Origin of the sequence: Nonomuraea sp. NPDC050680 (assembly GCF_040654555.1) — a bacterium.
Lineage (GTDB): Bacteria > Actinomycetota > Actinomycetes > Streptosporangiales > Streptosporangiaceae > Nonomuraea.
In genome coordinates this window covers 92,599-117,939 of record NZ_JBFAIF010000008.1, presented here as the reverse complement: position 1 = coordinate 117,939, position 25,341 = coordinate 92,599, and the positions used below count along the sequence as shown (strand labels likewise).

At 67.2% G+C, this 25,341-nt stretch carries 25 protein-coding genes, 1 tRNA gene and 2 pseudogenes; 15 read left to right on the top strand and 13 right to left on the bottom strand.

Annotated features, from left to right (window positions below; translation table 11 throughout):
• Window positions 1-37: 37 nt before the first annotated feature.
• On the top strand, window positions 38-526 hold the full coding sequence (locus AB0H88_RS26575; protein ID WP_357648856.1) for a YbjN domain-containing protein: 489 nt from the start codon (window positions 38-40) through the stop codon (window positions 524-526).
• A gap of 79 nt (window positions 527-605) precedes the next feature.
• On the top strand, window positions 606-1,349 hold the full coding sequence (locus tag AB0H88_RS26570; RefSeq protein ID WP_357648853.1) for a phosphoglyceromutase: 744 nt from the start codon (window positions 606-608) through the stop codon (window positions 1,347-1,349).
• A 57-nt stretch (window positions 1,350-1,406) separates the two neighbouring features.
• On the opposite strand, the gene phoU is transcribed toward AB0H88_RS26570, so the two are convergent.
• Entirely contained in the window at window positions 1,407-2,057 is a 651-nt protein-coding gene (phoU, locus tag AB0H88_RS26565; RefSeq protein WP_357648851.1) for a phosphate signaling complex protein PhoU, read from the bottom strand.
• Window positions 2,058-2,180: 123 nt separating this feature from the next.
• On the opposite strand from phoU, the gene AB0H88_RS26560 reads away from it, so the two are divergent.
• Together AB0H88_RS26560 and AB0H88_RS26555 are read left to right on the top strand one after the other, a co-directional pair.
• Window positions 2,181-3,359 (top strand): ATP-binding protein, encoded by a 1,179-nt coding sequence (locus AB0H88_RS26560; protein ID WP_357648849.1) that lies wholly within the window; start codon window positions 2,181-2,183, stop codon window positions 3,357-3,359.
• Window positions 3,356-4,048 (top strand): response regulator transcription factor, encoded by a 693-nt coding sequence (locus tag AB0H88_RS26555; protein ID WP_357648847.1) that lies wholly within the window; start codon window positions 3,356-3,358, stop codon window positions 4,046-4,048. The genes AB0H88_RS26560 and AB0H88_RS26555 overlap by 4 nt, the downstream gene beginning before the upstream one ends.
• Before the next feature lie 124 nt (window positions 4,049-4,172).
• On the opposite strand, the gene AB0H88_RS26550 is transcribed toward AB0H88_RS26555, so the two are convergent.
• Window positions 4,173-4,760 carry a copper chaperone PCu(A)C gene (locus tag AB0H88_RS26550; RefSeq protein WP_357648844.1) on the bottom strand — a complete coding sequence of 196 codons (588 nt, stop codon included), beginning with the start codon at window positions 4,758-4,760 and terminating at the stop codon, window positions 4,173-4,175.
• A gap of 241 nt (window positions 4,761-5,001) precedes the next feature.
• Here AB0H88_RS26550 and AB0H88_RS26545 point away from each other — a divergent pair, with 241 nt between their 5' ends.
• The 4 genes from AB0H88_RS26545 to AB0H88_RS26530 all read left to right on the top strand — a co-directional run bounded on the left by AB0H88_RS26545 (window position 5,002) and on the right by AB0H88_RS26530 (window position 6,879).
• Complete coding sequence (locus AB0H88_RS26545) at window positions 5,002-5,484, top strand: CarD family transcriptional regulator (RefSeq protein ID WP_189141336.1); 483 nt, start codon at window positions 5,002-5,004, stop codon at window positions 5,482-5,484.
• 17 nt (window positions 5,485-5,501) lie between these two features.
• Window positions 5,502-5,957, top strand: a complete 456-nt coding sequence (gene ispF / locus AB0H88_RS26540; protein ID WP_357648841.1) for a 2-C-methyl-D-erythritol 2,4-cyclodiphosphate synthase — start codon at window positions 5,502-5,504, stop codon at window positions 5,955-5,957.
• 264 nt (window positions 5,958-6,221) lie between these two features.
• Window positions 6,222-6,509 carry a GlsB/YeaQ/YmgE family stress response membrane protein gene (locus tag AB0H88_RS26535; protein ID WP_357648839.1) on the top strand — a complete coding sequence of 96 codons (288 nt, stop codon included), beginning with the start codon at window positions 6,222-6,224 and terminating at the stop codon, window positions 6,507-6,509.
• Between the two features lie 94 nt (window positions 6,510-6,603).
• Window positions 6,604-6,879 carry a GlsB/YeaQ/YmgE family stress response membrane protein gene (locus AB0H88_RS26530; RefSeq protein WP_225294225.1) on the top strand — a complete coding sequence of 92 codons (276 nt, stop codon included), beginning with the start codon at window positions 6,604-6,606 and terminating at the stop codon, window positions 6,877-6,879.
• Between the two features lie 146 nt (window positions 6,880-7,025).
• Here the strand turns inward: AB0H88_RS26530 and AB0H88_RS26525 are convergent, their stop codons facing one another.
• On the bottom strand, window positions 7,026-8,903 hold the full coding sequence (locus AB0H88_RS26525) for a DUF2637 domain-containing protein (RefSeq protein WP_357648837.1): 1,878 nt from the start codon (window positions 8,901-8,903) through the stop codon (window positions 7,026-7,028).
• 52 nt (window positions 8,904-8,955) lie between these two features.
• Between AB0H88_RS26525 and AB0H88_RS26520 the strand changes: the two genes are divergently transcribed.
• Window positions 8,956-9,342, top strand: a complete 387-nt coding sequence (locus AB0H88_RS26520; RefSeq protein WP_225294221.1) for a PPOX class F420-dependent oxidoreductase — start codon at window positions 8,956-8,958, stop codon at window positions 9,340-9,342.
• Between the two features lie 43 nt (window positions 9,343-9,385).
• The gene (cysS, locus tag AB0H88_RS26515) at window positions 9,386-10,777 is read left to right on the top strand and encodes a cysteine--tRNA ligase (protein ID WP_357648835.1); all 1,392 of its coding nucleotides are present in this window, start codon (window positions 9,386-9,388) and stop codon (window positions 10,775-10,777) included.
• 197 nt (window positions 10,778-10,974) lie between these two features.
• On the opposite strand, the gene AB0H88_RS26510 is transcribed toward cysS, so the two are convergent.
• Window positions 10,975-11,409: an organic hydroperoxide resistance protein gene (locus tag AB0H88_RS26510; protein ID WP_357648833.1), complete on the bottom strand. Its 435-nt coding sequence runs from the start codon at window positions 11,407-11,409 to the stop codon at window positions 10,975-10,977.
• 101 nt (window positions 11,410-11,510) lie between these two features.
• Here AB0H88_RS26510 and AB0H88_RS26505 point away from each other — a divergent pair, with 101 nt between their 5' ends.
• Together AB0H88_RS26505 and AB0H88_RS26500 are read left to right on the top strand one after the other, a co-directional pair.
• Window positions 11,511-12,614 carry an LLM class flavin-dependent oxidoreductase gene (locus AB0H88_RS26505; protein WP_357648831.1) on the top strand — a complete coding sequence of 368 codons (1,104 nt, stop codon included), beginning with the start codon at window positions 11,511-11,513 and terminating at the stop codon, window positions 12,612-12,614.
• Complete coding sequence (locus AB0H88_RS26500) at window positions 12,611-13,516, top strand: alpha/beta fold hydrolase (protein ID WP_357648830.1); 906 nt, start codon at window positions 12,611-12,613, stop codon at window positions 13,514-13,516. Before AB0H88_RS26505 ends, AB0H88_RS26500 begins: the two co-directional genes overlap by 4 nt.
• Window positions 13,517-13,536: 20 nt before the next feature.
• Here AB0H88_RS26500 and AB0H88_RS26495 read toward each other — a convergent pair whose 3' ends face one another.
• From AB0H88_RS26495 to AB0H88_RS26485, 3 genes are all read right to left on the bottom strand, one after another.
• On the bottom strand, window positions 13,537-14,469 hold the full coding sequence (locus tag AB0H88_RS26495; RefSeq protein WP_357648828.1) for an NBR1-Ig-like domain-containing protein: 933 nt from the start codon (window positions 14,467-14,469) through the stop codon (window positions 13,537-13,539).
• A 200-nt stretch (window positions 14,470-14,669) separates the two neighbouring features.
• Window positions 14,670-15,185 (bottom strand): hypothetical protein, encoded by a 516-nt coding sequence (locus tag AB0H88_RS26490; protein ID WP_357648826.1) that lies wholly within the window; start codon window positions 15,183-15,185, stop codon window positions 14,670-14,672.
• Between the two features lie 96 nt (window positions 15,186-15,281).
• The gene (locus AB0H88_RS26485) at window positions 15,282-15,803 is read right to left on the bottom strand and encodes a hypothetical protein (protein ID WP_357648824.1); all 522 of its coding nucleotides are present in this window, start codon (window positions 15,801-15,803) and stop codon (window positions 15,282-15,284) included.
• Between the two features lie 716 nt (window positions 15,804-16,519).
• Between AB0H88_RS26485 and AB0H88_RS26480 the strand changes: the two genes are divergently transcribed.
• A complete protein-coding gene (locus AB0H88_RS26480; RefSeq protein ID WP_357648822.1) occupies window positions 16,520-17,206 on the top strand; it encodes a winged helix-turn-helix transcriptional regulator in 687 nt (228 codons plus the stop codon).
• 33 nt (window positions 17,207-17,239) lie between these two features.
• Here AB0H88_RS26480 and AB0H88_RS26475 read toward each other — a convergent pair whose 3' ends face one another.
• Window positions 17,240-18,247, bottom strand: coding sequence for an alpha/beta hydrolase (locus AB0H88_RS26475; protein ID WP_357648820.1), 1,008 nt, complete (start codon window positions 18,245-18,247; stop codon window positions 17,240-17,242).
• Between the two features lie 236 nt (window positions 18,248-18,483).
• Here AB0H88_RS26475 and rlmB point away from each other — a divergent pair, with 236 nt between their 5' ends.
• The gene (gene rlmB / locus AB0H88_RS26470; RefSeq protein WP_357648818.1) at window positions 18,484-19,443 is read left to right on the top strand and encodes a 23S rRNA (guanosine(2251)-2'-O)-methyltransferase RlmB; all 960 of its coding nucleotides are present in this window, start codon (window positions 18,484-18,486) and stop codon (window positions 19,441-19,443) included.
• A gap of 21 nt (window positions 19,444-19,464) precedes the next feature.
• Window positions 19,465-19,537 (top strand) — tRNA-Thr (locus tag AB0H88_RS26465).
• A 61-nt stretch (window positions 19,538-19,598) separates the two neighbouring features.
• Here the strand turns inward: AB0H88_RS26465 and AB0H88_RS26460 are convergent.
• The 5 genes and pseudogenes from AB0H88_RS26460 to proS form a co-directional block, all read right to left on the bottom strand.
• Window positions 19,599-19,799 carry a hypothetical protein gene (locus AB0H88_RS26460; RefSeq protein ID WP_357648816.1) on the bottom strand — a complete coding sequence of 67 codons (201 nt, stop codon included), beginning with the start codon at window positions 19,797-19,799 and terminating at the stop codon, window positions 19,599-19,601.
• Window positions 19,800-19,857: 58 nt separating this feature from the next.
• Window positions 19,858-20,232 (bottom strand): annotated as a pseudogene (locus AB0H88_RS26455) (tyrosine-type recombinase/integrase); the annotation flags it as partial.
• 218 nt (window positions 20,233-20,450) lie between these two features.
• Window positions 20,451-20,906 (bottom strand): annotated as a pseudogene (locus tag AB0H88_RS26450) (hypothetical protein); the annotation flags it as partial.
• Window positions 20,907-21,130: 224 nt separating this feature from the next.
• Window positions 21,131-23,014: an IS481 family transposase gene (locus tag AB0H88_RS26445; protein WP_357649321.1), complete on the bottom strand. Its 1,884-nt coding sequence runs from the start codon at window positions 23,012-23,014 to the stop codon at window positions 21,131-21,133.
• A gap of 451 nt (window positions 23,015-23,465) precedes the next feature.
• Complete coding sequence (proS, locus tag AB0H88_RS26440) at window positions 23,466-24,908, bottom strand: proline--tRNA ligase (RefSeq protein WP_357648814.1); 1,443 nt, start codon at window positions 24,906-24,908, stop codon at window positions 23,466-23,468.
• Window positions 24,909-25,341: the final 433 nt, after the last annotated feature.

Genomic DNA, 25,341 nt, shown 5'->3' with positions numbered 1-25,341 from the left:
TCCATGGGCCGGCCGGTCGTTCCGTAGGCTGTACGACATGCGCGAAGTCGTAGAAACCGCGCTCAAGGCCGCGGACGTCTCCTTTGACGAGCCACGGCCGGGGGCGTTCCTGGTGAAGCTGCCCGGGCAGCACAAACTCGCCACGATGACGTGGTTGATCATCGGCGATCAGGCGCTGCACGTCGAGGCGTTCTTCTGCCGCCAGCCCGACGAGAACCACACCGAGTTCTACAAGTGGCTGCTCGCCAAGAACGGCGGCATGTACGGCGTCCACTTCTCCATCGACAGCGTCGGCGACGTCTACCTCGTCGGTCGGGTGCCGCTCACGGCGATCACGGAAGAGGAGATCGACCGGCTGCTCGGCTGCGTGCTGACCTATTCCGACGACTGGTTCGACAGGGCCCTGGAGCTCGGCTTCGCCTCGTCGATCAGGCGCGAGTGGGCATGGCGCGCCAAACGCGGCGAGTCGCTGGCCAACCTCCAGGCGTTCGCCCGCTTCGCGGATCCGGCCCGGACCGACGGCTGACGGCCGCCGGCTTCGCGGACAGCCGGCTTCCCGGGTCCGGCGCGGACCGGCGACTGACGCCCGCCATAGGATTGCCCGCATGGCGACTTTGGTGCTGCTACGGCACGGCGAGAGTGACTGGAACGCGAAAGGCCTGTTCACCGGGTGGGTGGACGTGAGCCTCTCGGCCAAGGGCGAGGACGAGGCCCGCCGGGGCGGCAAGCTCCTGGTGGAGGCCGGGGTCCGGCCCGATGTGGTGCACACCAGCCTGCTGACCAGGGCCATCCAGACGGCCCAGCTCTCCCTCGGCGAGGCCGACCTGCTCTGGCTGCCCGTCAAGCGCTCGTGGCGGCTCAACGAGCGCCACTACGGCGCCCTCCAGGGCAAGAACAAGGCGCAGACCCGCGAGGAGTTCGGCGACGAGCAGTTCATGCTCTGGCGGCGCTCCTTCGACGTCCCGCCGCCCCCGATCGCCGACGGCGACGAATACTCCCAGGCGGGCGACCCGCGCTACGCCCTGCTGCCGCCCGAGCTCATGCCGCGCACCGAGTGCCTCAAGGACGTCGTCGACCGCATGCTGCCCTACTGGTACGACGAGATCCTCCCGGATCTCGCGGCCGGGCGCACCGTGCTGGTGGCGGCGCACGGCAACTCGCTGCGAGCGCTGGTCAAGCACCTCGACGGCATCCCCGACGAGGAGATCGCCGGGCTCAACATCCCCACGGGCATCCCGCTGCGCTACGAGCTGGACGCCGAGTTCCGGCCGCTCCAGCGCGGCGGCGAATACCTCGACCCGGAGGCCGCGAAGGCGGCGATCGAGGCGGTCGCCAACCAGGGCCGTTGAACACCGACGGCGGGGCGCATCGCGCGCCCCGCCGTCATCAGCTCAGGTCAGCTCAGGTCAGGTGGCCGTCGGGCGGGAGCCCGTCACCAGGTAGACCACGTCACCGGCCACGCGGACCGCGTGGTCGGCATAACGCTCGTAGTAACGGCCGATCAGCGTGATGTCGATCGCCGGCTCCACGCCGTGGGGCCAGTCCTTGGCCAGGATGTTCCTGAACAGCCGCCGGTGCAGCTTGTCCATGGCGTCGTCGTCGGCCTCCAGCTCCAGCGCCGACTCCACGTCGTGCGAGGCGATGCAGCCGCCCGCCTTGGTGACCAGGGTCTCGGCGATCTGGCCCATCTGCAGGATCGTGGGCCGTACCTCCGCCGGGATGGCCGTCTCGGGGTGGCGCAGCCGCGCGACCTTGGCCACGTGCACCGCCAGGTCGCCCATGCGCTCCAGGTCCGTGCCCATCCGCAGGGCCGTGATGACCAGCCGCAGGTCCACGGCCACCGGCTGCTGCCTGGCCATCAGCTCGAAGATGGACGCCTCGAGCTGCTCGAACGTCGCGTTCACCTCCACATCCCTGGAGATCACGCTCTCCGCGAGCTGGAGGTCGGAGTCGAGCAGGGCCGTGGTGGCTCTGGAGATGGCCGAGCGGACCAGTCTGGTCATCTCGACCAGCTTGTCAGTCAGGGAATCGAGTTCTTCATGGTACGCGTCGCGCATGTCGTCACCGTACGTTGCCCTTGATGAACGAACTCCTACAGCGAGATGAACTTTCCCGGAAAGGGCCGTTCATCCGCAGGTGGAAGGGCTGTCACTTGGACAAGGCCGCCTACCATCGAAAGCATGAGTGAGATGGCCATGAGCTTGACGGCCCTGGCGGGGTTCGTCGTGGGAGCGCTGGCGGTCCTGTTCTACCGCAACCAGATCGAGACCCAGAACAGGGCCGCGACGGCCGGCGACCAGGAGGCCGGCGCCCTGCCGCAGGGCGTGGCGTCGGTGCTGGCCGTACTTCCGTCGTCCGCGGTCGTGCTCGACGCGCACGACCGCGTGCTGCGGGCCAGCTCGGCCGCCCGCGCGTTCGGGCTGGTCAAGGGCGACCGGCTGATGGCGGCCGAGCTTCTCGCGCTGGCCAGGCAGGTACGCCGGGACGGCGAGATCCGCGAGAGCGAGATCGACGTGGCCGGGCACAAGTTCGGCCAGGAGATCACGAACTTCGCGGTCCGGGTGGCCCCGCTCGGCTCGTACGGCCAGGTTTTGGTGCTCGCCGAGGACCAGACCGAGCGGCGCAGGGTCGAGGCCGTCCGCCGCGACTTCGTGGCGAACGTCAGCCACGAGCTCAAGACCCCCGTCGGCGCGCTGAGCCTGCTCGCCGAGACCATCCAGGACGCCGCGGACGATCCCGAGGCCGTCACCAGGTTCGCCGGGCGCATGCAGCACGAGGCCGCCCGGCTCACCTACCTCGTGCAGGACCTGATCACGCTGAGCCGGATCCAGGGCGCCGAGCCCATCCCCACCCCCGGCCAGGTCTCGATCGACGAATCCGTCCACGACGCCATAGACCACTGCAACACCAGAGCCATCGCCAAGGACATCACGCTGGTCACCGGCGGCACGGAGGGCCTGCGCATCTGGGGGGACGACGAACTGCTCGTCACCGCCCTGCGCAACCTCATCGACAACGCCGTCGCCTACAGCCCCGAACACACCCGGGTCGTCGTCAGCGTCAGACCGGCCGGCGACTCCGTCGAGATCAGCGTCAGCGACCAGGGCATCGGCATTCCGGAAGAGTCGCTGGAACGCATCTTCGAACGCTTCTTCCGCGTCGACGCGGCCAGATCCCGGGCGACCGGCGGCACCGGCCTCGGCCTCGCCATCGTCAAGCACGTCGCCGCGGCGCACGCCGGCGAGGTCTCCGTCTGGAGCAAGGAAGGCTCCGGCTCCACATTCACGCTGCGGCTGCCCGCATTCGGCGGCACCGCGGTGGTCGTACCACCCCCGAACACCCTGGAGGCCGCAAAATGACCCGAGTTCTCGTGGTCGAGGACGAGGAGTCGTTCTCCGACGCCTTGTCGTACATGCTCCGCAAAGAAGGCTTCGAGGTCTCCGTAGCGGCGACCGGGCCGGAGGCGCTCGACACCTTCGACCGGAGCGGCGCCGACCTGGTGCTGCTCGACCTGATGCTGCCCGGACTGCCGGGCACCGAGGTATGCCGCTCGCTGCGGCAGCGCTCCAAGGTGCCGGTCATCATGCTGACCGCCAAGGACAGCGAGATCGACAAGGTCGTGGGCCTGGAGCTGGGCGCCGACGACTACGTGACCAAGCCGTTCTCCTCGCGCGAGCTCGTCGCCCGCATCCGCGCCGTGCTGCGCCGCCAGGGCGACGCCGTGGAGGAGCTGGAGTCCGCGGTGCTGGCGGTGGGTCCCGTGCGCATGGACGTCGACAGGCACGTGGTGGCCGTACGCGGTGAGCAGGTGCAGCTGCCGCTGAAGGAGTTCGAGCTCCTGGAGGTGCTGCTGCGCAACGCCGGGCGGGTGCTCACCCGGGGGCAGCTCATCGACCGGGTGTGGGGCGCCGACTACGTGGGCGACACCAAGACGCTCGACGTTCATGTCAAGCGGCTGCGCGCCAAGATCGAATCGGATCCGTCGAATCCGCGCTGCATCCTGACGGTGCGCGGGCTGGGCTACAAGTTCGACGCGCTGGAGAGCTGACCTGGAGAGCTGACCTGGAGAGCTGACAGGGTCAGCCCCGGTTCGGCACGTACAGGCTTCCTCTCGTGCCGGACCGGGGCTTTCTCATGGCGCCAGGCTCTTGGCGTCAGGCTTTCTCTTGGCGTCAGTGGGCCGCTTCGGCCTCGGCGGCGGCGGTGGCCGAGGGGGAAGGCGTCGGCGCGGGGGTCGCGTTGGGCGCCGGCGGGTAGTCCTTGAACTCGCGGCTGCGCGTGACCACAGGGACGTTCATGGACACGACCCCGGCGTTGGCGAACTGGAGGTCCAGGCGGATGCTCTCGCCGCCCCTGAGGCCTTTGGAGATGCCTTCCAGCATGATCTGCGGGCTTGGCTTGCCGGTGTTGACGAGCTGGTTGCTCGGCAGCTGGATCGGCGCGGTCACCTTCGCGGTGGCCATGTTGCCGGCGTTGACCGCCGTGAGCGTGTCAGGGGCGCCGTTGGTGTTGAGGATGTTCAGGTAGACCGGGGCGGAGCCGCCATAGACGAGCTGTGCGCCGGGGTCGGGGCCGAGGATGAACGCCTGGGGGATATGGATGCCACGTGTGCCGTAGTTCTTGGCCTGATCGAAGAGGACACCGGCCTCATTGGGGGCATACGGCTTGTTGGTAGCGGCGTCGAATCCAGCCGAACAGCCAGCGAGCACGGGGGCAGCCAGGAAGACGGCGGCGGCGACAATCCAGCGACTGCGGGTCACGAGCGGGTTCTCCTAGGGTCTTGCGCATGCATGTAGGGCAGCGCCCACCATATCCACCCGAATCCATGGTCATATCCGCACCCCTGCAGGTCATTAGCTATGCCCGCATATGCGATTCATAGAGTTGACGGCTTGTCAACCCCCAATATGCCGCTTTGACCTGCAGTTATGATGATTTCACTGTTCCGGGAGCCTGTGGATGCGTGGTACTCTGGAGTACAGCGGAAGGGGTACTTGTCACATGACTTTCCAGGTCGGCGACACTGTCGTCTACCCCCACCATGGGGCTGCTCGGATCGAAGCAATCACGAAGCGATCCATCAAGGGTGAGGAAAAGACCTACCTGGTGCTCAAGGTCGACAAGGGCGACCTTACCGTCCAGGTGCCAGCAGAAAACGCAGAACTCGTCGGCGTGCGCGATGTTGTCGGCCAGGAAGGCCTTGAGAAGGTTTTCGATGTTCTTCGGATGCCGCACACCGAGGAACCGACCAACTGGTCCCGGCGCTATAAGGCCAATCTGGAGAAGCTCGCGTCCGGCGATGTCAACAAGGTCGCCGAGGTGGTCCGGGACCTGTGGCGGAGGGACCGCGAGCGCGGCCTGTCCGCCGGTGAGAAGCGCATGCTCGCCAAGGCCCGTCAGATCTTGGTGAGTGAGCTGGCCCTCGCCGAGAAGACCAATGAGGACAAGGCGGAGGCCTTGCTCGACGAGGTTCTCAACTCCTGAACACGAAGCTTCCACGGGTGGGCGTCGGAGTCGACGTCCACCCGTTCGTTTCAGGGCGAGACCTGCATCTCGCCGGCCTGCACTGGCCGGGCGAGGTGGGGCTCGCGGGCCACTCCGACGGCGACGCCGCCGCGCACGCGGCCTGTGACGCACTGCTGTCCGCCGCCGGGCTCGGCGATCTCGGTGGCCTGTTCGGCACCGCCGACCCACGCTGGGCGGGCGCCTCGGGTGTCACGCTGCTGGAGGAGACCGCGCGCCAGGTACGTTCGGCGGGCTTCGAGATCGGCAATGTCGCCGTCCAGATCATCGGTAACCGGCCCAAGCTCGCGCCTCGCCGTACAGAGGCCGAGAAGGCGCTCAGCGCCGCTCTGGGGGCGCCTGTGAGCCTCAGCGCGACCACCACGGACGGGCTGGGGCTGACCGGGCGGGGCGAAGGGGTCGCGGCCATCGCGACCGCGCTCGTTGTCGCTTAGAGCTCTTCGTCTCTTCGTCTCTTCGTCTTTCTAGGCAGTTCGTCGTCAGACGCGGCGTTCGTCAACCTTTACCGGCACTGCGGCGTCTTCTTACGGGATCCGTTGAGGGTATCCTGGCGGGCGCTGCCTCCGGCCCGCCGAGCGAACGGGGGCGGCGGTCCGTTACTGGCGCGGTACGGATCGCCGCCTTCCCGAGGGTACTTTCCCGATATGTCGGGTAAGTCCTTCTGGAGACATGTGGAACGTCTTCGGGGGGAGCTACACATGATCGGCGCGATTGTTTCCGCAATCGTCATCGGCGCCATTGTCGGAGCACTGGCCCGGTTGATAGTGCCCGGTAAGCAGAACATGTCCATCGGCCTGACGCTGATCGTCGGCATCGTGGCAGCTCTGCTCGGCACGCTCGTCGCTCAGGCCTTCGGCTGGGCCGACACCAGAGGCATCGACTGGCTGGAGCACATCATCCAGCTCGTCCTGGCGGTCATCGGCGTCCTCATCGTGGCAAGGATGAGCACCGGAAAAACGGGCCGAACCGGAGGAACCCCAATCTGACCTGCTGTTTCCCAGCACCTACGCATATTCGCGCGTGGCCGGGTACTGATCTCCCTCGAGAGTGAACGGCTCACCCTCACTGGGAGGTTTGGTCATGACAATCCAGTCCATCCTTGGCGCCATCGTGATCGGCGCCGTGATCGGCGCCCTCGGTCGACTGCTGCTTCCTGGCAGGCAGGCCATCGGGTGGATCCTCACCATCGTCGTCGGTATCGTCGCCGCCCTGGTGGGCACGCTCATCGCGCAGGTACTCGGCGTCGCCACCACCAATGGCATCGACTGGATCGAACTCGTCATGCAGGTCGTTCTGGCCATTGTGGGTGTCGGGCTCGTGGCCGGGCTGCGGCGGGGCAGTGGTAGGAGCGTTTAGACGATGGCTTAGGCAGTTCCGCGACTGTGCCGAACCCCCTTCGGCGCGGAACGGTACGCGAAGACCCGCCCGGTACTTAAACCGGGCGGGTCTTCTGCTGTCTTCTGCCGTGTCGGTTCACCGGGCGGCACTTCTGCTGCGCCGGCTCAGTCCTCGGGCGGGAGGGGGGTGCTGCGGAGCCGGCCCGAGGGGGCGTCGTCTTCTATGACGGGGTGAGGGGCGGTGTCCTCCAGGGCGCGGTCCTGCAGCGTGCGGGTAGTGGCGGACTCGCCGGGGTCGGCGGCTTCCGGGCCGTGGTCGGGGTCGGGGTCGGGGTCGGGCTCCGCTTCGGCCCGTTCGGCGACTCCGGCCTTGGTTCCGGCCTGTTCGGCGGCTCCGGCTCCGGCTCCGGCGGCTCCGGCAGGTCTGGCGCGGGGAGGTGCGGCTTGGACGTCGCTGAAGACCCGGACCGGTTGGGTGTCGGTGTCCCGGTCGGTGACGAGAGGGGTGCGGGGGTGGACGAGGACGTCGGTCGGCTTCACCCGATCGCCCCAGCGCACCGGACGCTTCTGCTCGTTGCTGGCCTCAGGGGCCGACTGTGGCTCGGCGCTCGCCTCAGAGGTCGGTACGGGTTTTGGGGCAGGCTCAGGCTCCGGGGTTGGCTCAGGCTCCGGGGTTGGCTCGGACTCTGGGGTTGGCTCGGGTTCCGGGAGGGATGGGGCCGCCGTCGCGCCTCGGGGTTCTTCGTCGGCGGGTTCCTGAGCACGCTTGCGCAGGCCACGGCGGAGCTTCGGCGCTCGCGCGGGCGTGTCAGCGGCTTGCGGCTCGAGCCGATCGCCCGGCTCGGTGCGTCCGTCGGGCTCGGTGTGTCGATCGGGCTCGCCGTCTCCGTCGCGCCCGTCCTCTCCGCCGGGCTCAGTGCGCCCACCCGGCTCGGCACGTGTACCTGGCTCGGTGCGTTCGCTGGGCTCAGTGCGTGTACCTAACTCACCGCGTCCGCTTGGTTCACCTCGTCCGCCTGGCTGCGGCCGTCCGCCCGGATGGGTACGGTTGCCCGGCTCCGGCCTCGATTCCGGCTCGTGCCACGGCCCGGTAGCTTGCGAGGCCGTACTCACCCGGTTGGCGTCATCCTCCCTGCGGGCCTGGGAGTGGGACTCCGGCTGTGACTGTGTCTGTGGCCGCGAGTCGGGCGTCTGGCGCATGTGCGGCAGTGCCACCGGCCCTGGCGGCGTCGACTCGGGCTCCGGCCGGCCCTCGCCGTCAGGGGCGCGTACTTCGGACTCAGGGTCGCGATCTGACCGGTGGGCCCGCTCGCGCCCGGCTGCCGGCTCTTGGGCCCTCGCCGGCTGGCGGGGCCACTCGGCAGTCGGTTCGGGGCTGGGTAGCGGCAGATGCGTCGGTTCGGCGTCCGGATCCTGTCCGGGGGTGGCGGGCCAGTGGGTCACGCGGGCGGAGATGGGCGGGGTTTCCGGGGCGGGTGTGGGGCCGACGACCGGGGTGGTCTCCAGCACAGGGTGGTGCAGCGGCTTGGTCAGCGGCGGCGGGGTCTCGGGGGGGCGGTTCCGGTGGAAGGGCACGATGTCCTGCTCCGCCGTACCGTCGTCATCGTCGTCTGTGGACGTCCTGCGGGCCTGGACGTGCTTGATGAGCAGCAACCACAGCCAGAGGGCGATCGCCAGCATGACCCACGGCGCGACCGCCACTCCCACCGCGAGAGGCCGTACGTCGAGCTGGATCTGGAGCGCCGTCAAGGCGTTCGACGCGGCGGCGGCCACGATGAGCAGGACCAGCACGAGCGCCGCCTGGGCGCGTACCAGCAGACGGGCCGAGCGCAGCAGGAGTACGCCGATCAGCGCGACGACCAGGAGCGCGTCGAAGCCGGCCGGATAGAGGAAGGCGAGGTCGGGTCGGGATTCGCCGCGGATGGCCAGCACCCGCAGGTCGTCGAAGGAGAGCACGCAGGCGACTGCCGTCAGGCCGGCCACCGCGAGACCGGCGAGGGCGATGCCCAGGCGTCGGAGCGTAGAAGGGGGAGTCACGTCCATGGCGGTTCGAGCCTACAGAACAATGGGGGTCAGGACCGATCAAGGGAGATACATGACCGAGCTCTCAGGGGACGTGCGCGAGCTGTTCGACGCGCCCAATTACGCGACGGTGACCAGCATCAATCCCGACGGCGGACCTCAGTCGACGGTCGTGTGGGTGCGTACGGACGGTGACGACGTCCTCTTCTCCACCGCCAAGGGGCGGCGCAAGCCGCGCAACTTCGAGCGCGACCCCCGGGCCAGCCTGCTCGTCATCGACCCGGCGAACCCCTACCGCTACGCCGAGGTCCGTGGTCGCGTGACCATGGAGGAGGACCCCGCGGGCGACCTCATCCAGGAGCTCTCGCTGAAGTACACCGGTAAGCCCTGGGAGGACAAGCCAGGGGTCGAGCGGCTAATTGTCCGCATAAGTCCGGAGAAGGTCATCATGCGCGCGTGATTAAAAGGACCTGTGATGTTGGCTTAGGCGTTAGCCTTCTTTCGTGAGCCTGCACATCTACGACACCAGCGCACGTGCCATCCGCGAATTCGTTCCGGTCGAAGCCGGCCGGGCGTCGATCTACCTGTGTGGGGCGACCGTGCAGGCTCCCCCGCACGTCGGGCACATCCGCTCGGGCGTCAACTTCGACGTGCTGCGCCGCTGGCTGCTGCGTTCCGGATATGACGTGACGTTCTGCCGCAACGTCACGGACATCGACGACAAGATCATCCGGGTGGCCGCCGAGGAGAGCGTCCCCTGGTTCACGGTCGCCGAGCGCAACCAGCGCGCCTTCACCTGGGCGTATGACACTCTCGGCTGCCTGCCCCCGACCGTCGAGCCCCGCGCGACCGGTCACGTGCCCGAGATGATCGTCCTGATGCAGCGGCTCATCGATCTCGGCCACGCCTACGCGTCGGGCGGCGACGTCTACTTCGACGTCGTCTCCTACGAGGACCGCTACGGCAAGTTGTCCAACCAGAAGCTGGCCAACATGCGTGCGGCGGCCGACACCGACGACGAGTCGTGCAAGCGCGACCCGCGCGACTTCGCCCTCTGGAAGGGCGCCAAGCCCGGCGAGCCGACCTGGCCGACCCCCTGGGGCCCCGGCCGTCCTGGCTGGCACCTGGAGTGCTCGGCCATGGCCACCAAATACCTCGGGCCGACGTTCGACATCCACGGCGGCGGCCTCGACCTGATCTTCCCGCACCACGAAAACGAGCTCGCCCAGTCCCAGGCGGCCGGAGACGGCTTCTCCCGCTACTGGATGCACAACGGCCTGGTCAAGATCGGCGCCGAGAAGATGAGCAAGTCGCTCGGCAACTCGCTGCTGATCCCGGAGATGGTGCAGAAAGTACGCCCGGTGGAGCTGCGCTACTACCTCGCGGCACCGCACTACCGCTCGTCGATCGACTACTCGGAGGAGGCGCTGCGGGAGGCCGCGGCCGCCTACCAGCGCATCGAGGGCTTCGTGACCCGGGCCGCCGAAGTGATCCACGACGTCGACGCCGACGCTCCACTGCCGCAGGCGTTCAGCGACGCGCTCGACGACGACCTGGGCACCCCGCAGGCGCTCGCGGTCGTGCACGAGGTGGTCCGCGAGGGCAACGTGGCGCTGGCCAGGGGCGACAAGGAAGCGGTGGCACGGCTACTGGCCGAGACCCAGAACATGCTCGACGTGCTGGGCCTCGATCCGCGCTCGGCCCAGTGGCGCTCCGCGAAGTCCGACCTCAAGCCGGTGGTCGACGCGCTGGTGGCCGTGGCGCTGGACCAGCGTAGGGCCGCTCGGGCGCGCAAGGACTACGAGGCGGCTGACGCGATCAGGGACCAGCTGACGGCGGCGGGGATCACGGTGGAGGACACACCGCACGGGGCTCGCTGGGAGCTGTCCCACTAGGTCCGCTCCGTGGCAGACCCACTAGCTTCGGTAACCACAAGCTCAAGTTTCGTTGTCACAGGAAAGGGCGGGCACGACTCCCAGCTTGCTTGCAGTTCGGGGCGCATCCAACCAACCCAGGGCAGCTTAGAGCTCGTTGCTCGGCGCCCTGGCGTTGAGCTGGCACCTTCACGTTGGACTCGTCGCGCGTATTCGCCTCAGAGCGCGGAGCCATTCACTGACAGGGCGACGTCGATGTTGCCGCGTGTGGCGTTGGAGTACGGGCACACCTGGTGCGCGGTGCGCACCAGGCCGGCGGCCTGTGCCGGGTCCTCGATCGAGGGCAACGTGACGTCCAACTCGACCCCGAGCTTGAACGTGCCGTTGGCGTTCGGGATCAGCATGACTCTGGAGTCCACCGCCGCGTCTCCTGCCTTCAACCCCTGCCGTTGCCCAAGCATCGTCAGGACAGCGGAGAAGCAGGCGGCATAGCCGACCGCGAACAGCTGCTCCGGATTTGTCCCATCACCATCGCCACCCAGTTCTTTCGGCTGGCGCAGGTTAACGTCCAGCATCCCGTCGCTGGAACGCCCGTGCCCGTGTGCTCGGCCGCCGGTCACCTGTGCCTGGGCGGTATAGAGCGGTTTCGTCATGTCGGTTTCCTTGCCTCGTCTTCTTGAAAGTGAATCTTAGACTTCAAAAACAGGAAGTCAATGCTTTAGGATCCGATCGTGATCACTTCACTGGAGGAACTATGACGAGGCCTCAGGTCGGCTATCTGCTGCCGACTCGTGACTGGGTCGTTCTGGGCGATCGGGAGCCGTCCGCGCTGGTAGAGCAGGCGCGACTGGCCGAGAATCTCGGCTTCGACTCCGTCTGGGCCGGCGACAGCCCGGTGACCCGTCACCGCGCGGATCCGCTGATGCTTCTGTCTGCGGTAGCCGCCGTGACGGAACGAGTGACGCTCGGCACAGCCGTGCTCCTGCCCGCCTTGCGTCATCCGATCCTTCTGGCCCATCAACTCGCCACGCTGGACAGGATCGCCGACGGGCGCCTCATTGCCGGGATGGGCGCCGGATTCCCACATCCGAACACCGAGGCACAGTTCGATGCGCTCGGCGTCGCGTTCAAGCGCCGGGTCAGCCGTACCGAAGAGTCGATCGACGTGATGCGGCAATTGTGGGCTGGCGGGGCGGTGACGTACCAGGGTGCGCATTTCGACTTCCAAGATGTGGTGCTGGAACCCAAACCCGCGCAGGTCGGGGGGCCGCCGGTCTGGCTCGCGGGAAGCGGCGCGTCGGGGCTGCGGCGCGTGGGACGACTGGCCGATGGGTGGCTGCCGTACCCGCCGACAAGTGAGACGTACGCCCATGAATGGGGCGTGGTTCAGGAGGCGGCACGTCCGGGCGGTGGCGGGGTCGGGGAGGCGGCACGTCTGGGCGGTCGTGGGGTCGGGGAGGCGGCACGTCTGCGCGGTCGCGGGGTCGGGGAGGCGGCGCTGATGGGACCTGCTGGGGATGAGGCGGACTCCCTGGTGGGACCTGCTGCGGGCGAGGAAGCGCGGGTGATCACGCCTGCGCTGTACGCGACGGTCTGTCTCGATGATGACGCCGAGCGGGCGCGAGGACGTCTGCGGACCAGTATTGAGCGCTACTACAACGCGCCGCTCGAGTTCATCGAGACCATTCAGGCCACGTTTGCCGGATCTGCGGCCGATGCGGTCGATTGGCTGAACGCGTACGCCTCGGCTGGAGTGCGGCACGTGGTGATCCGGTTCGCTGTCGATGACCATCGTGCGGCGTTGGAGGAGTTCGCTGACCGGGTGCTGCCGCGGCTTCGCGCGGAGATCCGTCTATGACCACCTTTGTTCTGGTTTCCGGTGCGTGGCATGGTCCCTGGGCGTGGGATCGCGTTGTTCCGTTGCTCGAACGCGCAGGAGCGCGCACCGTCGTTCCGGACCTCGTGTATGGCCGTGACGTGGGTCTGCACGACCATGTGGCGCAGGTCGTCGCCGCACTCGACGCTGCCGAAGCCGAAGCCGAAGCCGAAGCCGAAGCCGAAGCCGAAGCCCAAGCCCAAGCCCAAGCCCAAGCCGAGGCCTGGGCCCAGACCGCGGGAGCCGGGGCTGAGACCGAGGCTGGGGTCGGGGCTGAGGCACCGACCGGGGCCGCGGCTGGGGCTGAGGGCGGTGCTGAGGGCGGTGCTGAGAGCGGGGCTGAGGGCGGTGCTGAGGCCCACGTCGAGGGCCGTCATGTGGTCGATGTCCGTTCTGGCGGCGGTGTTGTGCTGGTTGGGCACAGTTATGCGGGCTTGGTGGTACGGCAGGCGGCCGACCTCCGTCCTGAACGCGTTGACCATGTGATCATGGTGGAGGGCTGGGCCGGGACGAACGGGGACAGCATGCTCAGCCTTGCTCCCGAAGGGTTCGTAAAGTTCGTTCAGGCTTCGGCCGATGGCTGGCAGGTACCCGCCCCCGCGCCGGCGACCTTCGGCATCACCGATCCGGCCGACGCCGCGTGGCTTCAGGAGCGGTTGCGTCCGCAGCCGCTGCGTACCTTCTCCGAAGGCACTCGCCTGACCGGGGCCGTCGATCGGATCCCTGGGACAGGGGTCTATTGCCGGCCGCAGACTTTTGCCTTTGACAGGTTCGCTGAGGCGGTCGGCTATCGAACCATCGCGCTGGACGGGCCACATGATGTGCTGCTCACCGATCCGGGTGCTGTGGCTGCCGTACTTCTGGGAGGGCGTTGTGTGGGCTGATGCCGGTGATGGCGCGCTGATCAGCCGACGACCACGTCCAGGAAGATCGGCTTCTTGGCGGACAGCAGCTGAGTCCCGGTCTCGTCGGTCATCTTCCAATAGATCTTGCATCTGCCGGGGGAGTCCGATGCGCGGACGCGTACCGCGATGTCGACGGGCTCGCCCGGCTGGACCATGCGGATCTCGACCCGTTTGGGGGCGCGGCACGGGGTGTCGTTCAGCCGGGTGAGATAGCGACCCCGCCACAGGATGGTGCCGGTGTTCCTGATCCGCCAGATCTTCGTGAACTCCGTCCCCGTCTTCACCACCGTGCCGTCCGGATGGGTGACGTCCTGCTCGAAGGCGGAATCGTCGTAGGGGGAGGCGGCCCGAGCCGGGGTGGCAGACGCGGTGGGCTCGTCGTTTCCGGAGAGCGGGGCGAGCCAGGTGAAGAGGGCGGCACCGGCGGTCGCGACCGCTGCGATCATGGCCGTCCTCCTGGCAAGGAGAGGCCGGGCTCGGCGTTCGAGGCGCTCCGCCGTACGGACCTCTGTCTCGATGCGCCCGGTACTGGTCTCGTCGTGACCCGTATGGTCCTCGGTGGTCCCGATGTGTCCGGTACTGGTCTCGTCGTGACCCGTACGGCCCTCGGTGGTCTCGCTACGTGCGGCGCTCGCGGCCCGCTCCCAGTGGGCTCGCCACTCGCGCCTGGCCTCCGCGGCGTCCTGCTTCAGCCGGTGGACGGCGAGCACCCGGACGAACTCCCACGTCGTCTCCCAGGTCGGGAGCACCTGCCCCCGGGCGGCGGCCGCCAGCGAGGACTTCGAGGCCGCCGCGCCCATACGGGTCGACATCTCCGCGTAGGACGGGTCGCCCGCCTTCGTCTTGAGCTCCCACAGCCGATACGCGAGGGCCGCCACCGGGCCCGCGGCCGGGTCCGGCTGGACCGGCTTTCGCCCAGGCCGCGCTCCCATGCCCGACCACTGCGGGCCAGGCTCGTCCCCCTGCGAGCCTGATGTCCCCGGTAATTCCGGCATCTTCACCTGCCCTGTCCGGCACCGTCATCCGGCCGTGCCGACGACTCCGGCATGGCCTGCTGACACCTGAGAGCAAATGAGATTACCTGAATTGTCCAAATAAGTCCGGAATTCTACGGTCTACTCGGGCGCCGTGGTCATTCACCCGCGCATGCCCGGAAGCCGTACTCCGCCGCGAAGGATCGCAGCGCCTTCTCGTTCTCGTCCGGTTCCAAGGACTGTTCCACCGCCTTCTTCGCCTCGCCCTCCCTGCCCGCGCGCATCGCCGTCTCCGCGCTTCCACTGAGTTCGCGCAGGCTCGCGGCCAGCGCCCTGGCGGGCACGAAGAACCTCTCCCGCACCCGCGGGACGTCACCATCGGGCGGCGCGATCGCTTCTATCGCGGCGATGGCACTGGTCATCGACTCCGACGCGCGGCGCAGTTCGTCCACCTCCTCGCGCAGGTTCGCAGGTGGCTCCTCGCGGAGATCCGACTGTCGGGACACTTCCTCACACACCGCGTCTACGGCGGCGATGTATTGCCTCTTGATGTGCTCGTACGGTGCCTCCTCCGCCACCGAGACCGTCGCCCACAGCACGAAGGCCAGGGCCGGTACGACTCCGACGACGATCAGGCGCCACGCGGGAACCTGCCTTCTCTCGCGCGATCTCATCCGCCGCTCACTCCTTCGGAAGAAAACGCCCTTGACGCTCTCGCGAGCGCCAAGGGCCGAAATCCGGCCGAGCTACGTCACCGTTCCAGCCCGGGATCAACACCGGATCCGGCGCTCCTGCGTCCGCTTGTACAGGGTGGCCACTTCGCTTCCACGCAGGAGAGAGTAGAGATGCACCTTCGTCTGGTTCCGGTAGAGCTGGCTACCGCCGGAGCACTTCCACGAAGGTGTCGTCGTCACGGTGAACGCCGCCCTTCCCTTCTTCACCTCCGAGGTGGCCTTCGTCCGCCAGAAACCGAGCCCGCGATATTGCTGGAGGCTCGTCTTGACCACGGCCCGGCGGCCCCACTCGCCCTTCTCGCAGTGGACCTGCCTGCTGGTCGTGATGTAAGCGCCGGTCCTGTACGGGGTCTTTATCCGCTGCCAGCCCTTGCAACGGTCGTGGTACCCGATCCCCAGGTAGGACTTGGCCGACCAGCCCGGCGCCAGGACGGCGGAGCTGTCCGAGACAGCGGTGACGCCCTGCCCCGCCTGCGCCGACGCTGACGACCCCGCCATGAGCCCGGCTGTCAGCCCGATGACGAGAGCTGCTCCTGTAATCCCTTTTCGTCCGACCATCGGATCTCCTTTCAGAGAAATCCTCTGCACTTTCCGACTCGGGAGTCTCCGATCAACCGCGCACAGCGATTCAGCGGAATATCCGCACGCCTGCCAATGGCGGCGGCGCTGGGAATGGCACCACTCTGACCGTCAATGACCGGATGCGGCAAGCGATCTGCGTTGTCAAATTATCCAAGCATTGTCCAGAGCTATTGGGACAATCAAATTCGCAGGTCAGGAACCTGCGACAGGGATTCAACACGCCAGTGTAATCCTTCTCATCTTCGCACGATCAGCGCCCACGCCGACCCCACTTCGGACGTCGCAGCAATTGCGCAATTCAACAATTCAGGGCTGACGTAGTGCTCGCAAAAAATCGGGCGGACATGGCCATGGCCAGGTGTCTCACTAATCCGAACGGAGCAGGTGGACAGGGAATGGGGGTCGTCTCCCGATCGCCGCCGCCCAGGCCGAAGGCGCCCGACTCCGCGAGCAGAACGCAGAGCTGTCGGAACGGCTGAGCGCGGCCGAGGACGCGCTGTTCCCGTTGCACATCACCCGCGAGACGAACCTGGAGATGACCCGATGACCTGGCCGAGGCCGCCTCTGGCATGCCAGCGCTCCCGCCCGTCCACCGGCAGATCCTGGCGATCGTGGAGCAGGCGCCGGACGGGCTGCGGGTCAAGGACAGTACGAAGTTCAGAAACAGGAAGTCCGAAGCTTAGAATGTTGAAGTGGATCAGCGATCGTACAACCAGTTCTGCGCCACTGCCCGGACCCTGGACATCGTGGGCGAGCGGTGGACACTGCTGCTCGTGCGCGAACTGCTGACGGGGCCGAAGCGGTTCGGGGATCTGCAGCACAGCCTTCGCGGGCTGGGCACCGGGCTGCTGGCGGCTCGGATGAAGCATCTCGAGCGTGAGGGGCTGGTACGCAAGATCGTGCTGCCTGCACCGGCGCGTACCCCCGCATACGCCCTGACCGAGGCCGGTGAGGAGTTGGGGCCCGCGGTGCTGGCTCTGGCGCGCTGGGGCATGAAGTGGGCGATGGGGGAGCGTAAGGAAGGGGAGGCGTTCCAGGCGGGGTGGGCGGTGCTGGCGTTGCGGGTCGGCTTCGAGCCGGAGGCGGCGGTGGGGTTGCGGGCGGTGTACGAGTTCCGGGTTTCCGATGAGGTCTTTCACGCTCGGGTCGACGACGGGACGATCGAAACGATGCATGGGCCCGCTCAGCGGCCGGATGTCGTTATTGAGATGGATGACGATGTTCTGGCGGATATGGGGGCTGGGCGGGGGACGCTTGGCGATGCGATCAAGAGTGGAGCTGCGAGGGCGTTCGGGGATCTTGAGGCTCTGGGGAGGTTGTACGGGTTGTTCCGAATCCCTCGGCCGGAGGCTCGGATGGGTGAGCAGGGGGCGTCGTAGCTCGGGGATGCGGGCTGCTGACCGTACATTGCTTCAGAGTTTGTCCACTTCGACGACGGCTTCGGCGAACGGCTGCGGGGCCTCCTGCGGCACGTTGTGGCCGATGCCCCGCAGGGTCCGGTGCGCGTATTTGCCGGTGAAGTGCTTGCGGTAGGAGGCGCCGTCGCCTGCGGGGGTGAAGGGGTCGCGTTCGCCGTCGAGGGTGATCGTGGGCAGGGAGATGGCGGGAGCCGCGGCCAGCCGCTTCTCGATGCCGTCGTATCTCGGGTCGCCCGCGGCCAGACTCAGCCGCCAGCGGTAGTTGTGGATCACGATGGGCACCCAGTCCGGGTTCGTGAAGGACACCGCCGTGCGCTCGAACGTTGCGTCGTCGAACTTCCAGGTCGGGGAGACGTTCTCCCAGATGAGCCGGGCGAAATCGTGCCGGTACCGTTCGAGGCCGAGCCGGCCCCTCTCGGTGGCGAAGTAGTACTGGTACCACCAGGCCAGCTCGGCCCGCGGCGGCAAGGGCTCCTTTTGCGCCTCGCGGTTGGTGATCAGATAGCCGCTCACGGAGACCAGGGCCTTGCAGCGCTCGGGCCAGAGGGCGGCGATGATGTCGCCCGTACGCGAGCCCCAGTCGAACCCGGCCAGGATCGCCTTTTTGATCTTGAGGGCGTCCATCAGGGCGACGATGTCGAGGGCGATCACCGACTGCTGGGCGTTCCGGAATGTCCTGTCCGAGAGGAAGCGGGTCGTGCCGTGGCCTCGGAGGTAGGGAACGATCACCCGATAGCCCTCCTTCGCCAGCAGTGGTGCCACCTCGGCGAAGCTCTGGATGTCGTACGGGAACCCGTGCAGCAGGATGACCGCGGGACCATCGGTGGGACCGGCCTCTGCGTACCCGATGTTCAGGACGCCGGCCTTGATCTGCTTCAGCGGGCCGAAGGGCGTCTTCCATCTGTCGGGCGCGAGTGTCGAGGCCGAGGCGGTCGGGAGGACGGGCAGTGAAGCCGCGGCCGTTCCCGCGAGGAGCAGCTTGGAGAACGTTCGCCTATCCATATATTTCGCCTTCCGGGAAACAATATGAACATATGTATGTACTTAGAGTAACTGGAGGGTCTGGCGGGGGCCGCGCCGGGTTTGTCACCCTCTATCGGCGTAAGAGAACCAACTGCTCCTGTCGATCTGAGGGCGTGCAGGCAGTACGGCTTCGCGGGTGTGCCCGGCGTACTCGTAGCAGAGAGTGATCTTGAGTGAGGCGTGAGGTGGGTGGTGGCCCGAGTACGCTTAATGCCATGGCAGCAGGCGGTAGGGCATCGGGCAGGCCCGCGAAGAAGAAGGGCCCGTCCAAGGGCACCGGTGGGCAGGGACGCCGCGGGCTCGAGGGCAGGGGCTCCACCCCGCCTGCCGAGATGCGTCACTGGTACAAGGACAAGGCCCGTTCCGAGCGGATCGCCCGCGAGGAGCAAGGCGGACGGCGACCCGGCCCGGCTCGGCAGCGGCGTTCAGAGGACGCGCCCGAATACATCGGCGGCCGCAATCCGGTGCTCGAGGCCCTGGTCGCCGGGGTGCCGGCCACCGCGCTGTACGTCGCGCAGCGCATCGAGAGCGACGACCGCGTACGCGACTCGATCAAGGCCGCGACGGAGCGGGGCATAGCGCTGCTCGAATCGACCCGCGACAAGCTTGACCGGCTCACCGAAGGCGCCGTTCACCAGGGCATCGTGCTGCAGATCCCGGCTTATGACTATGCGCACCCTTCTGAGCTGGTCGAATTGGCGCAGGATGCGGCAGAAGTCCCCTTGGTTGTGGCCCTCGACGGCGTCACCGATCCCCGCAACCTGGGCGCCATCGCGCGTTCGGCGACCGCTTTCGGGGCGCACGGACTGATGATCCCGTCGCGGCGTTCGGCCGGAGTGACGGGTGGGGCGTGGAAGACGTCCGCGGGCACGCTGGCCAACCTCCGCGTGGCCCGGGCGGCCAACCTCACGGCGGCGCTGCGTGAGTACCGGGACGCCGGCCTGTTCGTGATCGGACTCGACGGCGAGGGCAGCGCGGACATCGGTGACGTCGACCTACTGAGCGAGCCGCTGGTGATCGTGGTGGGCTCCGAGGGCAAGGGGCTGTCGCGGTTGGTGCGGGAGCAGTGCGACGTTGTGGCACGGATTCCCATGCGGGCGGCTGCGGAGTCGTTGAACGCGGGGGTGGCGGCTGGTGTGGCGTTGTACGAGGTGGCTCGTCATCGGGGTCGCTGACCGTCTACACTGATAGGCCGCGCCGACGTAGCTCAATCGGCAGAGCATCTGTCTTGTAAACAGAAGGTCAGGGGTTCGATTCCCCTCGTCGGCTCTGCAACTGAAAGGCCCCTGAACAGGCATTACGCCGTCAGGGGCCTTCCGCTTTCCGATCTTCAACCGGTGTCTTCGGCGTCTTTGGGAGCCACCCTGGGAGCCACCGGGGACTGTTTCCCCAGAAGGGCGCTGGATATGGCTTCGGTCGCGGCGCGCCGGTCGCCTTCCACCAGGTGTCCGTAGATGTCCTTGGTGATCGCGATGTTCGCATGGCCGAGGACTTCGGAGACGACGTGAAGCGGGGTGCCCTGCGCCAGCATGAGCGGCGTCGGAGTGGCGAGGCTCGTGCGGGTGCCAGTGGCCGAGGCCCGCCTTCTTAGCCAGGCGGGAGAACAGGTGCGAGAAGGTGTCGGGGTCGGACGGGTTGCCGAAAGCTGTTGGGAAGATCAGGCCGTGCTCCGTCCAGTTCTCGCCGGCCTTAAGGCGCTCCTTGTTGTGGGCGGCCTTGTGGCGTTTGATCGCCTCGACCAGTTCGGGAGTCAGGCAGAGGACGCGGCGTGACCGCCTGGTCTTGAGTTCGCTGATCACGATGCGGGTCTTGGCGGTGGCGTTCGGGTCGCGGTTCTTGAGGCGCTTGACGGAGTGGGTGACTCGGAGGGTACGGGCGTCCAGGTCGAAGGCGTTCCACATGAGCCCGAGTGCCTCGCCACAACGCAGGCCGAAGACGAGGGCCAGGAGGACGAGCTCGCCCATGCGGTGATCGGCGACAGCGCCGAGGAGCCTTTTGCCCTCCTCCACCGTGAGCGTTCGGCCTTCCTCGACAGGTACGCGCGGGGCATCGACAGTGCTGCGACGTTCCGCATGACCAAGCCCTCTCGTTCCGCCTGGCCCAGGGCCTTACGCAGCACGGCCCGCATGTTGCGGACGCTGTTCGCCTTGTAGCCCGCCTTGCGCTTGGCCTGCCACAGGGCATCGACCTGGGCCACGGTGAGCTTGGTCAGCTTGTGTCGGGCGAGTCCTGGCTTGAGGTGCAGCCGTACCGTGTCCTCGTAGTCGTCCAAGGTCCCATCGGAAATGTGGCCGGGCAGGTGGAGCAGCCAGCGATCGAGGAACGCACCGACCGTAAGCCGGTCATCTGGGACTGGAGCACCCTTGGCCAGGATTTCCTTGAGCTTGCGAACCTTCTCGACCACTTCAGCACGGGTCTTGCCGGAGACCTTCTTGCGGATGCGCGTCCCGTCCGGGCCGTAGCCGAGGGAGACCGCACCGCGCCAGCGGTCACCGTCCTTGTAGATCGAGTCCTCGTTCTGGCCACGCTTCTTACGGACCTTGCCGTAGCTGGGCAGGGTGAGTGTGACGAACAGGGACGGCCGGTAGATCCTGCCGTCCGCGCCATGGAAGGTGCGTCCAAGGGTGGTGTTGGTCATCGCGCGCTTGGGCAGGTCCGGTGCGTCCTGCCGCCGCCTGGTCGAGCGGGAGCGCTTGGCGGTTGTCCGGCTAGGGACGTTGCCGCGTATCCCGGCCGCGTTGATCTCCTCGTCTAGGCCGGTGATGATCGCGTGACGCGGGCCTGCCCGGTCTGCCTGTCTGGTCTGCCTGCCTGGTCTCACTTGATGCTTGACGCTTTGGCATCGGATGATGCTTGACACTCCTAGCCGATCTTTCGCTTCTTAGTATGCGCCTGGGACTTGATCCGGGTGATCTCCTGGGTGGTGGTTCGGGGGACGACGCGGATGGGTTCGCCGTTGTCGTGCACGGTGATGTGGGTGTCGTCCACGGTGACGTCCAGGATTTTGCGGGCGTGAACCCGGCCGACCTGGATCTTCTGACCGACGATCTGGAAGTGGCCGCGGCTGCAGACCACCCGCTGGACGGTGACAGGCTCGGTCGAAACGCCGGGCGGTGGTCCGGCCGGGCGGGCGTTGCGCAGGGTGACGCACTCGGCGAGCGGGAGCGGGCAGGGCACGGCACGCAGCAGCAGGCGCTGGTCGTCCATGACACGGGCGGTGATGCCGTCCAGGCGCACGATGACGCGGCGGCCGGCCAGGTGGGCGCCGATGCACAGGGCCCGGCCGGCCAGGCTGATGGTGCCGATCGAGCTGACCTGCCGATCCACCTCGACGGCGCTCGCCGCAATCGCGGGCCCGGGGACGGGCTCGTCCGGTGCCGGGCGGGCCTGTCCCGAGGCGACCAGCGCGGCCAGGTCCTTGACGGTCAGCCGGGAGGCCACGCTCTTGAGCCTGCCACCGCCGATGGTGAACACATGCAACCGTTGAGTGCTGATCCACAAGGTGATCGGCATGCCCGCCCGATCGGGGCCGAGCCACAGCTGCTGACCACCGATCGACAGGTTTCCCGACGCAGGAACGACCCGATCGACCTCGATCGCCTGGCGCGACAGCGGATCGACCGTGCTCGTCTGGATCGGCTCGGGCCGTTCGAGCTGATCAAGGTGACTGACGGCCGGGACCGGGAGATCCGGCAGCGCGGCAGCGGGAGGGGCCTCAGGAGCAACGCCGGCAGCGGGAGGGGCCTCAGGAGCAACGCCGGCAGCGGGAGCGGGCACCGTGGTCAGGCTGGCGGGCAGGTGCAGCGGTAGTTCCTGCTCGGCCCGGTGCTGGCCGGGGCTGCGCTCGGCGAAGAACCAGTCGGCGGGGAAGGCCATGTCCAGCGCCTGGTGCGGGCGGGCGGTGTTGTAATGCTCGGCGAACGCGTCCACCTCGGCCTGGGCGGCCTCGAGCGAGGCGAACGGCAGCGCCTCGGCCAGCAGTTCGCGGCGCACGCTTTGATGGAACCGTTCGATCTTCCCGGTGGTGGTCGGAGTGCGCGGCGGGGTGTGACGCAGTTTGATGCCGTTCTCCCGGCAGATGCGCTCGAACAGCACCTCGCCCGCCTTCGGCCCGCCGAACCGGCCGGTGAACTGCTTGCCGTTGTCGGTCAGCACCTCCAGCGGCACCCCGTAGGCGCGCATCGCCGCGGCGAACGCGGCGCACACCATTCGCCCGGTCGATCGGGCCACCACCGAGGCGATCACGCAGAACCGGGAATGATCGTCCACACCGGTGATCAGCTTGGCCTCGCTGCCGTCGGCCAGCAGCAGCCCGCCCATGATGTCCATCTGCCACAACTGCATCGGCGCCGGCCGCTCCCAGCGCCGGTAATCTTCGCGCTTACGCCGCCGCGCCACGGGATCGATCAGGCTGTTGCGCACCAGCACCCGGTAGATGCTCGCCCGCGACGGCAACGGCTCTACCTTGCGCCGTCCCAGCTCCCACAACAGGGTTCGCGGTCCCCACCGCGGATGAGCGCGCCGCAGCTCACAGATCAACGCCTCGATCGCGGCCGGGGTCTGCATCGGATGCGCCTTCGGCGCATGCGACCGGTCAGCCAGCTCCGCCAGGCCGCCGTCCTGATAGCGGCGCACCCAGGCATGCACCGACTGCCGCGACACCCCATACCGGCCGGCCACATCGGTGACCTTCGCCCCCGACAACACCTCGATCACCGCGTGATAGCGCTGCTCCACGACGCTCAACTCCACCAATGCCACCTGAGCCTCCCCCGAAGCGTCGATAACGCCACGAGCAGGCACAGAAGACGATCAAGGTGTCAAGCATCAAGCGAGGCCAGAGTGTCAACCATCAAGCGAGACAGGACACCTGTCTGGTCTGCCGCATTGCCGAATTGCTCTTGTAGGTATCAAGCGGCAGCGCGGCGCGCCGCCGTACCCCCGGCCCTCCGCCCGCCCGCCGTCCGGGCGTGCGGCCTGGGGGCCGGTCCCGGACGGCGGCGGGACACCGGGCCGGCCACCGCACGCCCGCCCCGCCGTACTGACCGAACGCTCCGGCCGAGGTTGCCGCTCCGCCGCACAGATGCAGCCCTGCGATCGCCACTGCATGGCTGGACGCCGTACGTGCCTGGGGGCGATCGACGATCCGGGACTTCGTTCCTCAGCCCCGGCTCACGGAGCATCGTGGTAACCGTGATCAGTAAGCACGCCCAAAAATGACACGCTTGCCATATGCCGATGCTTCACCGCAATGCACGCACCATCCGGTCTCCGGAGTACCGTCGAGCGGAATGCAGCGCGGAGTTGCTGCGACCTTGGCCTTGATGTCGTCCTCACAGGCGGGTCTGCCGCAGTGCAAGACCAACGCCCATCCCGATGCCACCGCCTTCGTGAAGGCGTCCCAGGAGTCCACTCTCATGGTGTGACTGTCGCGGTATTCGGTAGCCCGCTGAAGAAGGAAGGCTTGGAACTCCTCCAGTACGCCAGGAATGAGCTCCGGTGCAGAAGACAGCGAGATGCTTTGTTTGCCTTCGTCGCCCAGCCTCTTGGCCATCACTACAGTGCCAGCCTCAAGATCACGCGGACCGAGTTCCAGCCGGATAGGGGCGCCGCGCAGTTCCCAGTCATTGAACCGGAAGCCAGGTGAAAGCTGTGCGCGATCATCGACATGGGTACGTATACCGGCCGCCTTAAGTCGCCCTGCAAGCTCCAGTGCCGCGGCTGAGGTCTGCGCGCCCTGATCGCCACGTCCAATCGGCACGATTACAACTTGATAGGGGGCGAGTCTGGGTGGGAGGACCAGGCCCTTGTCGTCGCCGTGGGTCATGATGACGCCGCCGATCATTCTCGTCGACATGCCCCATGAGGTGGTGTGACACAGTTCGAGACGACCGGCTTCGGAGGTGTACTGGATGTCGAAGGCTTTGGCGAAATTCGTGCCCATGTAGTGGGAGGTTCCAGCTTGGAGCGCCTTGCCGTCCCTCATCATGCCCTCGATGGTGAAGGTACGGACTGCGCCGGCGAACCGCTCCCCAGGTGTCTTCTCGCCAGGTACTACTGGGATCGCCGCGATGTCTCGCGCAACCTCCGTGTAGAGATCGAGCGCCAGCATCGTCTCGCGCATGGCGTCCGCCTCGTCGGCGTGTGCTGTGTGACCCTCTTGCCAGAGGAATTCCGTCGTGCGCAGGAACATGCGGGGCCGCAATTCCCAGCGCACGACGTTGGCCCACTGATTCAGTAGGAGCGGAAGGTCTCGATGGGATGAGACCCACTTGGCCATCATCTCGCCGATGATTGTCTCTGAGGTGGGCCGAACGACCAGCGGCTCTTCGAGCTCCTTACCGCCAGCGTGAGTGACAACGGCGAGCTCAGGCGAGAATCCCTCGACGTGATCGGCCTCTCGCCGAAGGTAGCTCTCTGGGATCAGTAGAGGGAAGTAAGCATTCTCATGACCGGTGTCCTTGATCCGGCGATCAAGTTCCTCCTGGATGAGCTCCCACAGGCGGTAGCCGTACGGTCGGATGACCATGGTGCCCTTGGCGGGTCCCCTGTCAACGAGTTGCGCCTTGGCAACCAGCTCGTTGTACCAGGCCGAGAAGTCCTCATTCTGAGGAGTCACACCACGTTCATCACGTCCCATGCACGGAGAATATCGCTCATGGCATGTCCTCGTGGCCCCGTGGAGGACGGCCTTGCGACAGTGCCCTACGGGGAAGAGAGCAGGTGGCAGTCATAGGGTCTGTGACGCCCAATACATTAACCTGGCCTCGTGCCTGCTCATGAGTGCACACGGGCGATCTCGGCCGGGACGGCGGCCCCGGTTTGGGAGCCACGTGGGGAGCCACCCGAACGGACAATCATGAACTGAGCCGTACGAGCCTGAACGGCGAGGCGACCTCCAACTGGCCCAGCGAACGGACCTGAACGGCCCTGAAGATCGTTTGGGGGCCTTGTAAACAGAAGGTCAGGGGTTCGATTCCCCTCGTCGGCTCTGCACGAGAAAGCCCCTGAGCTGGGATGACCCGCTCAGGGGCTTCTTGCTTGTCAGGATCGCCACCGAGGACGCCGTCCAG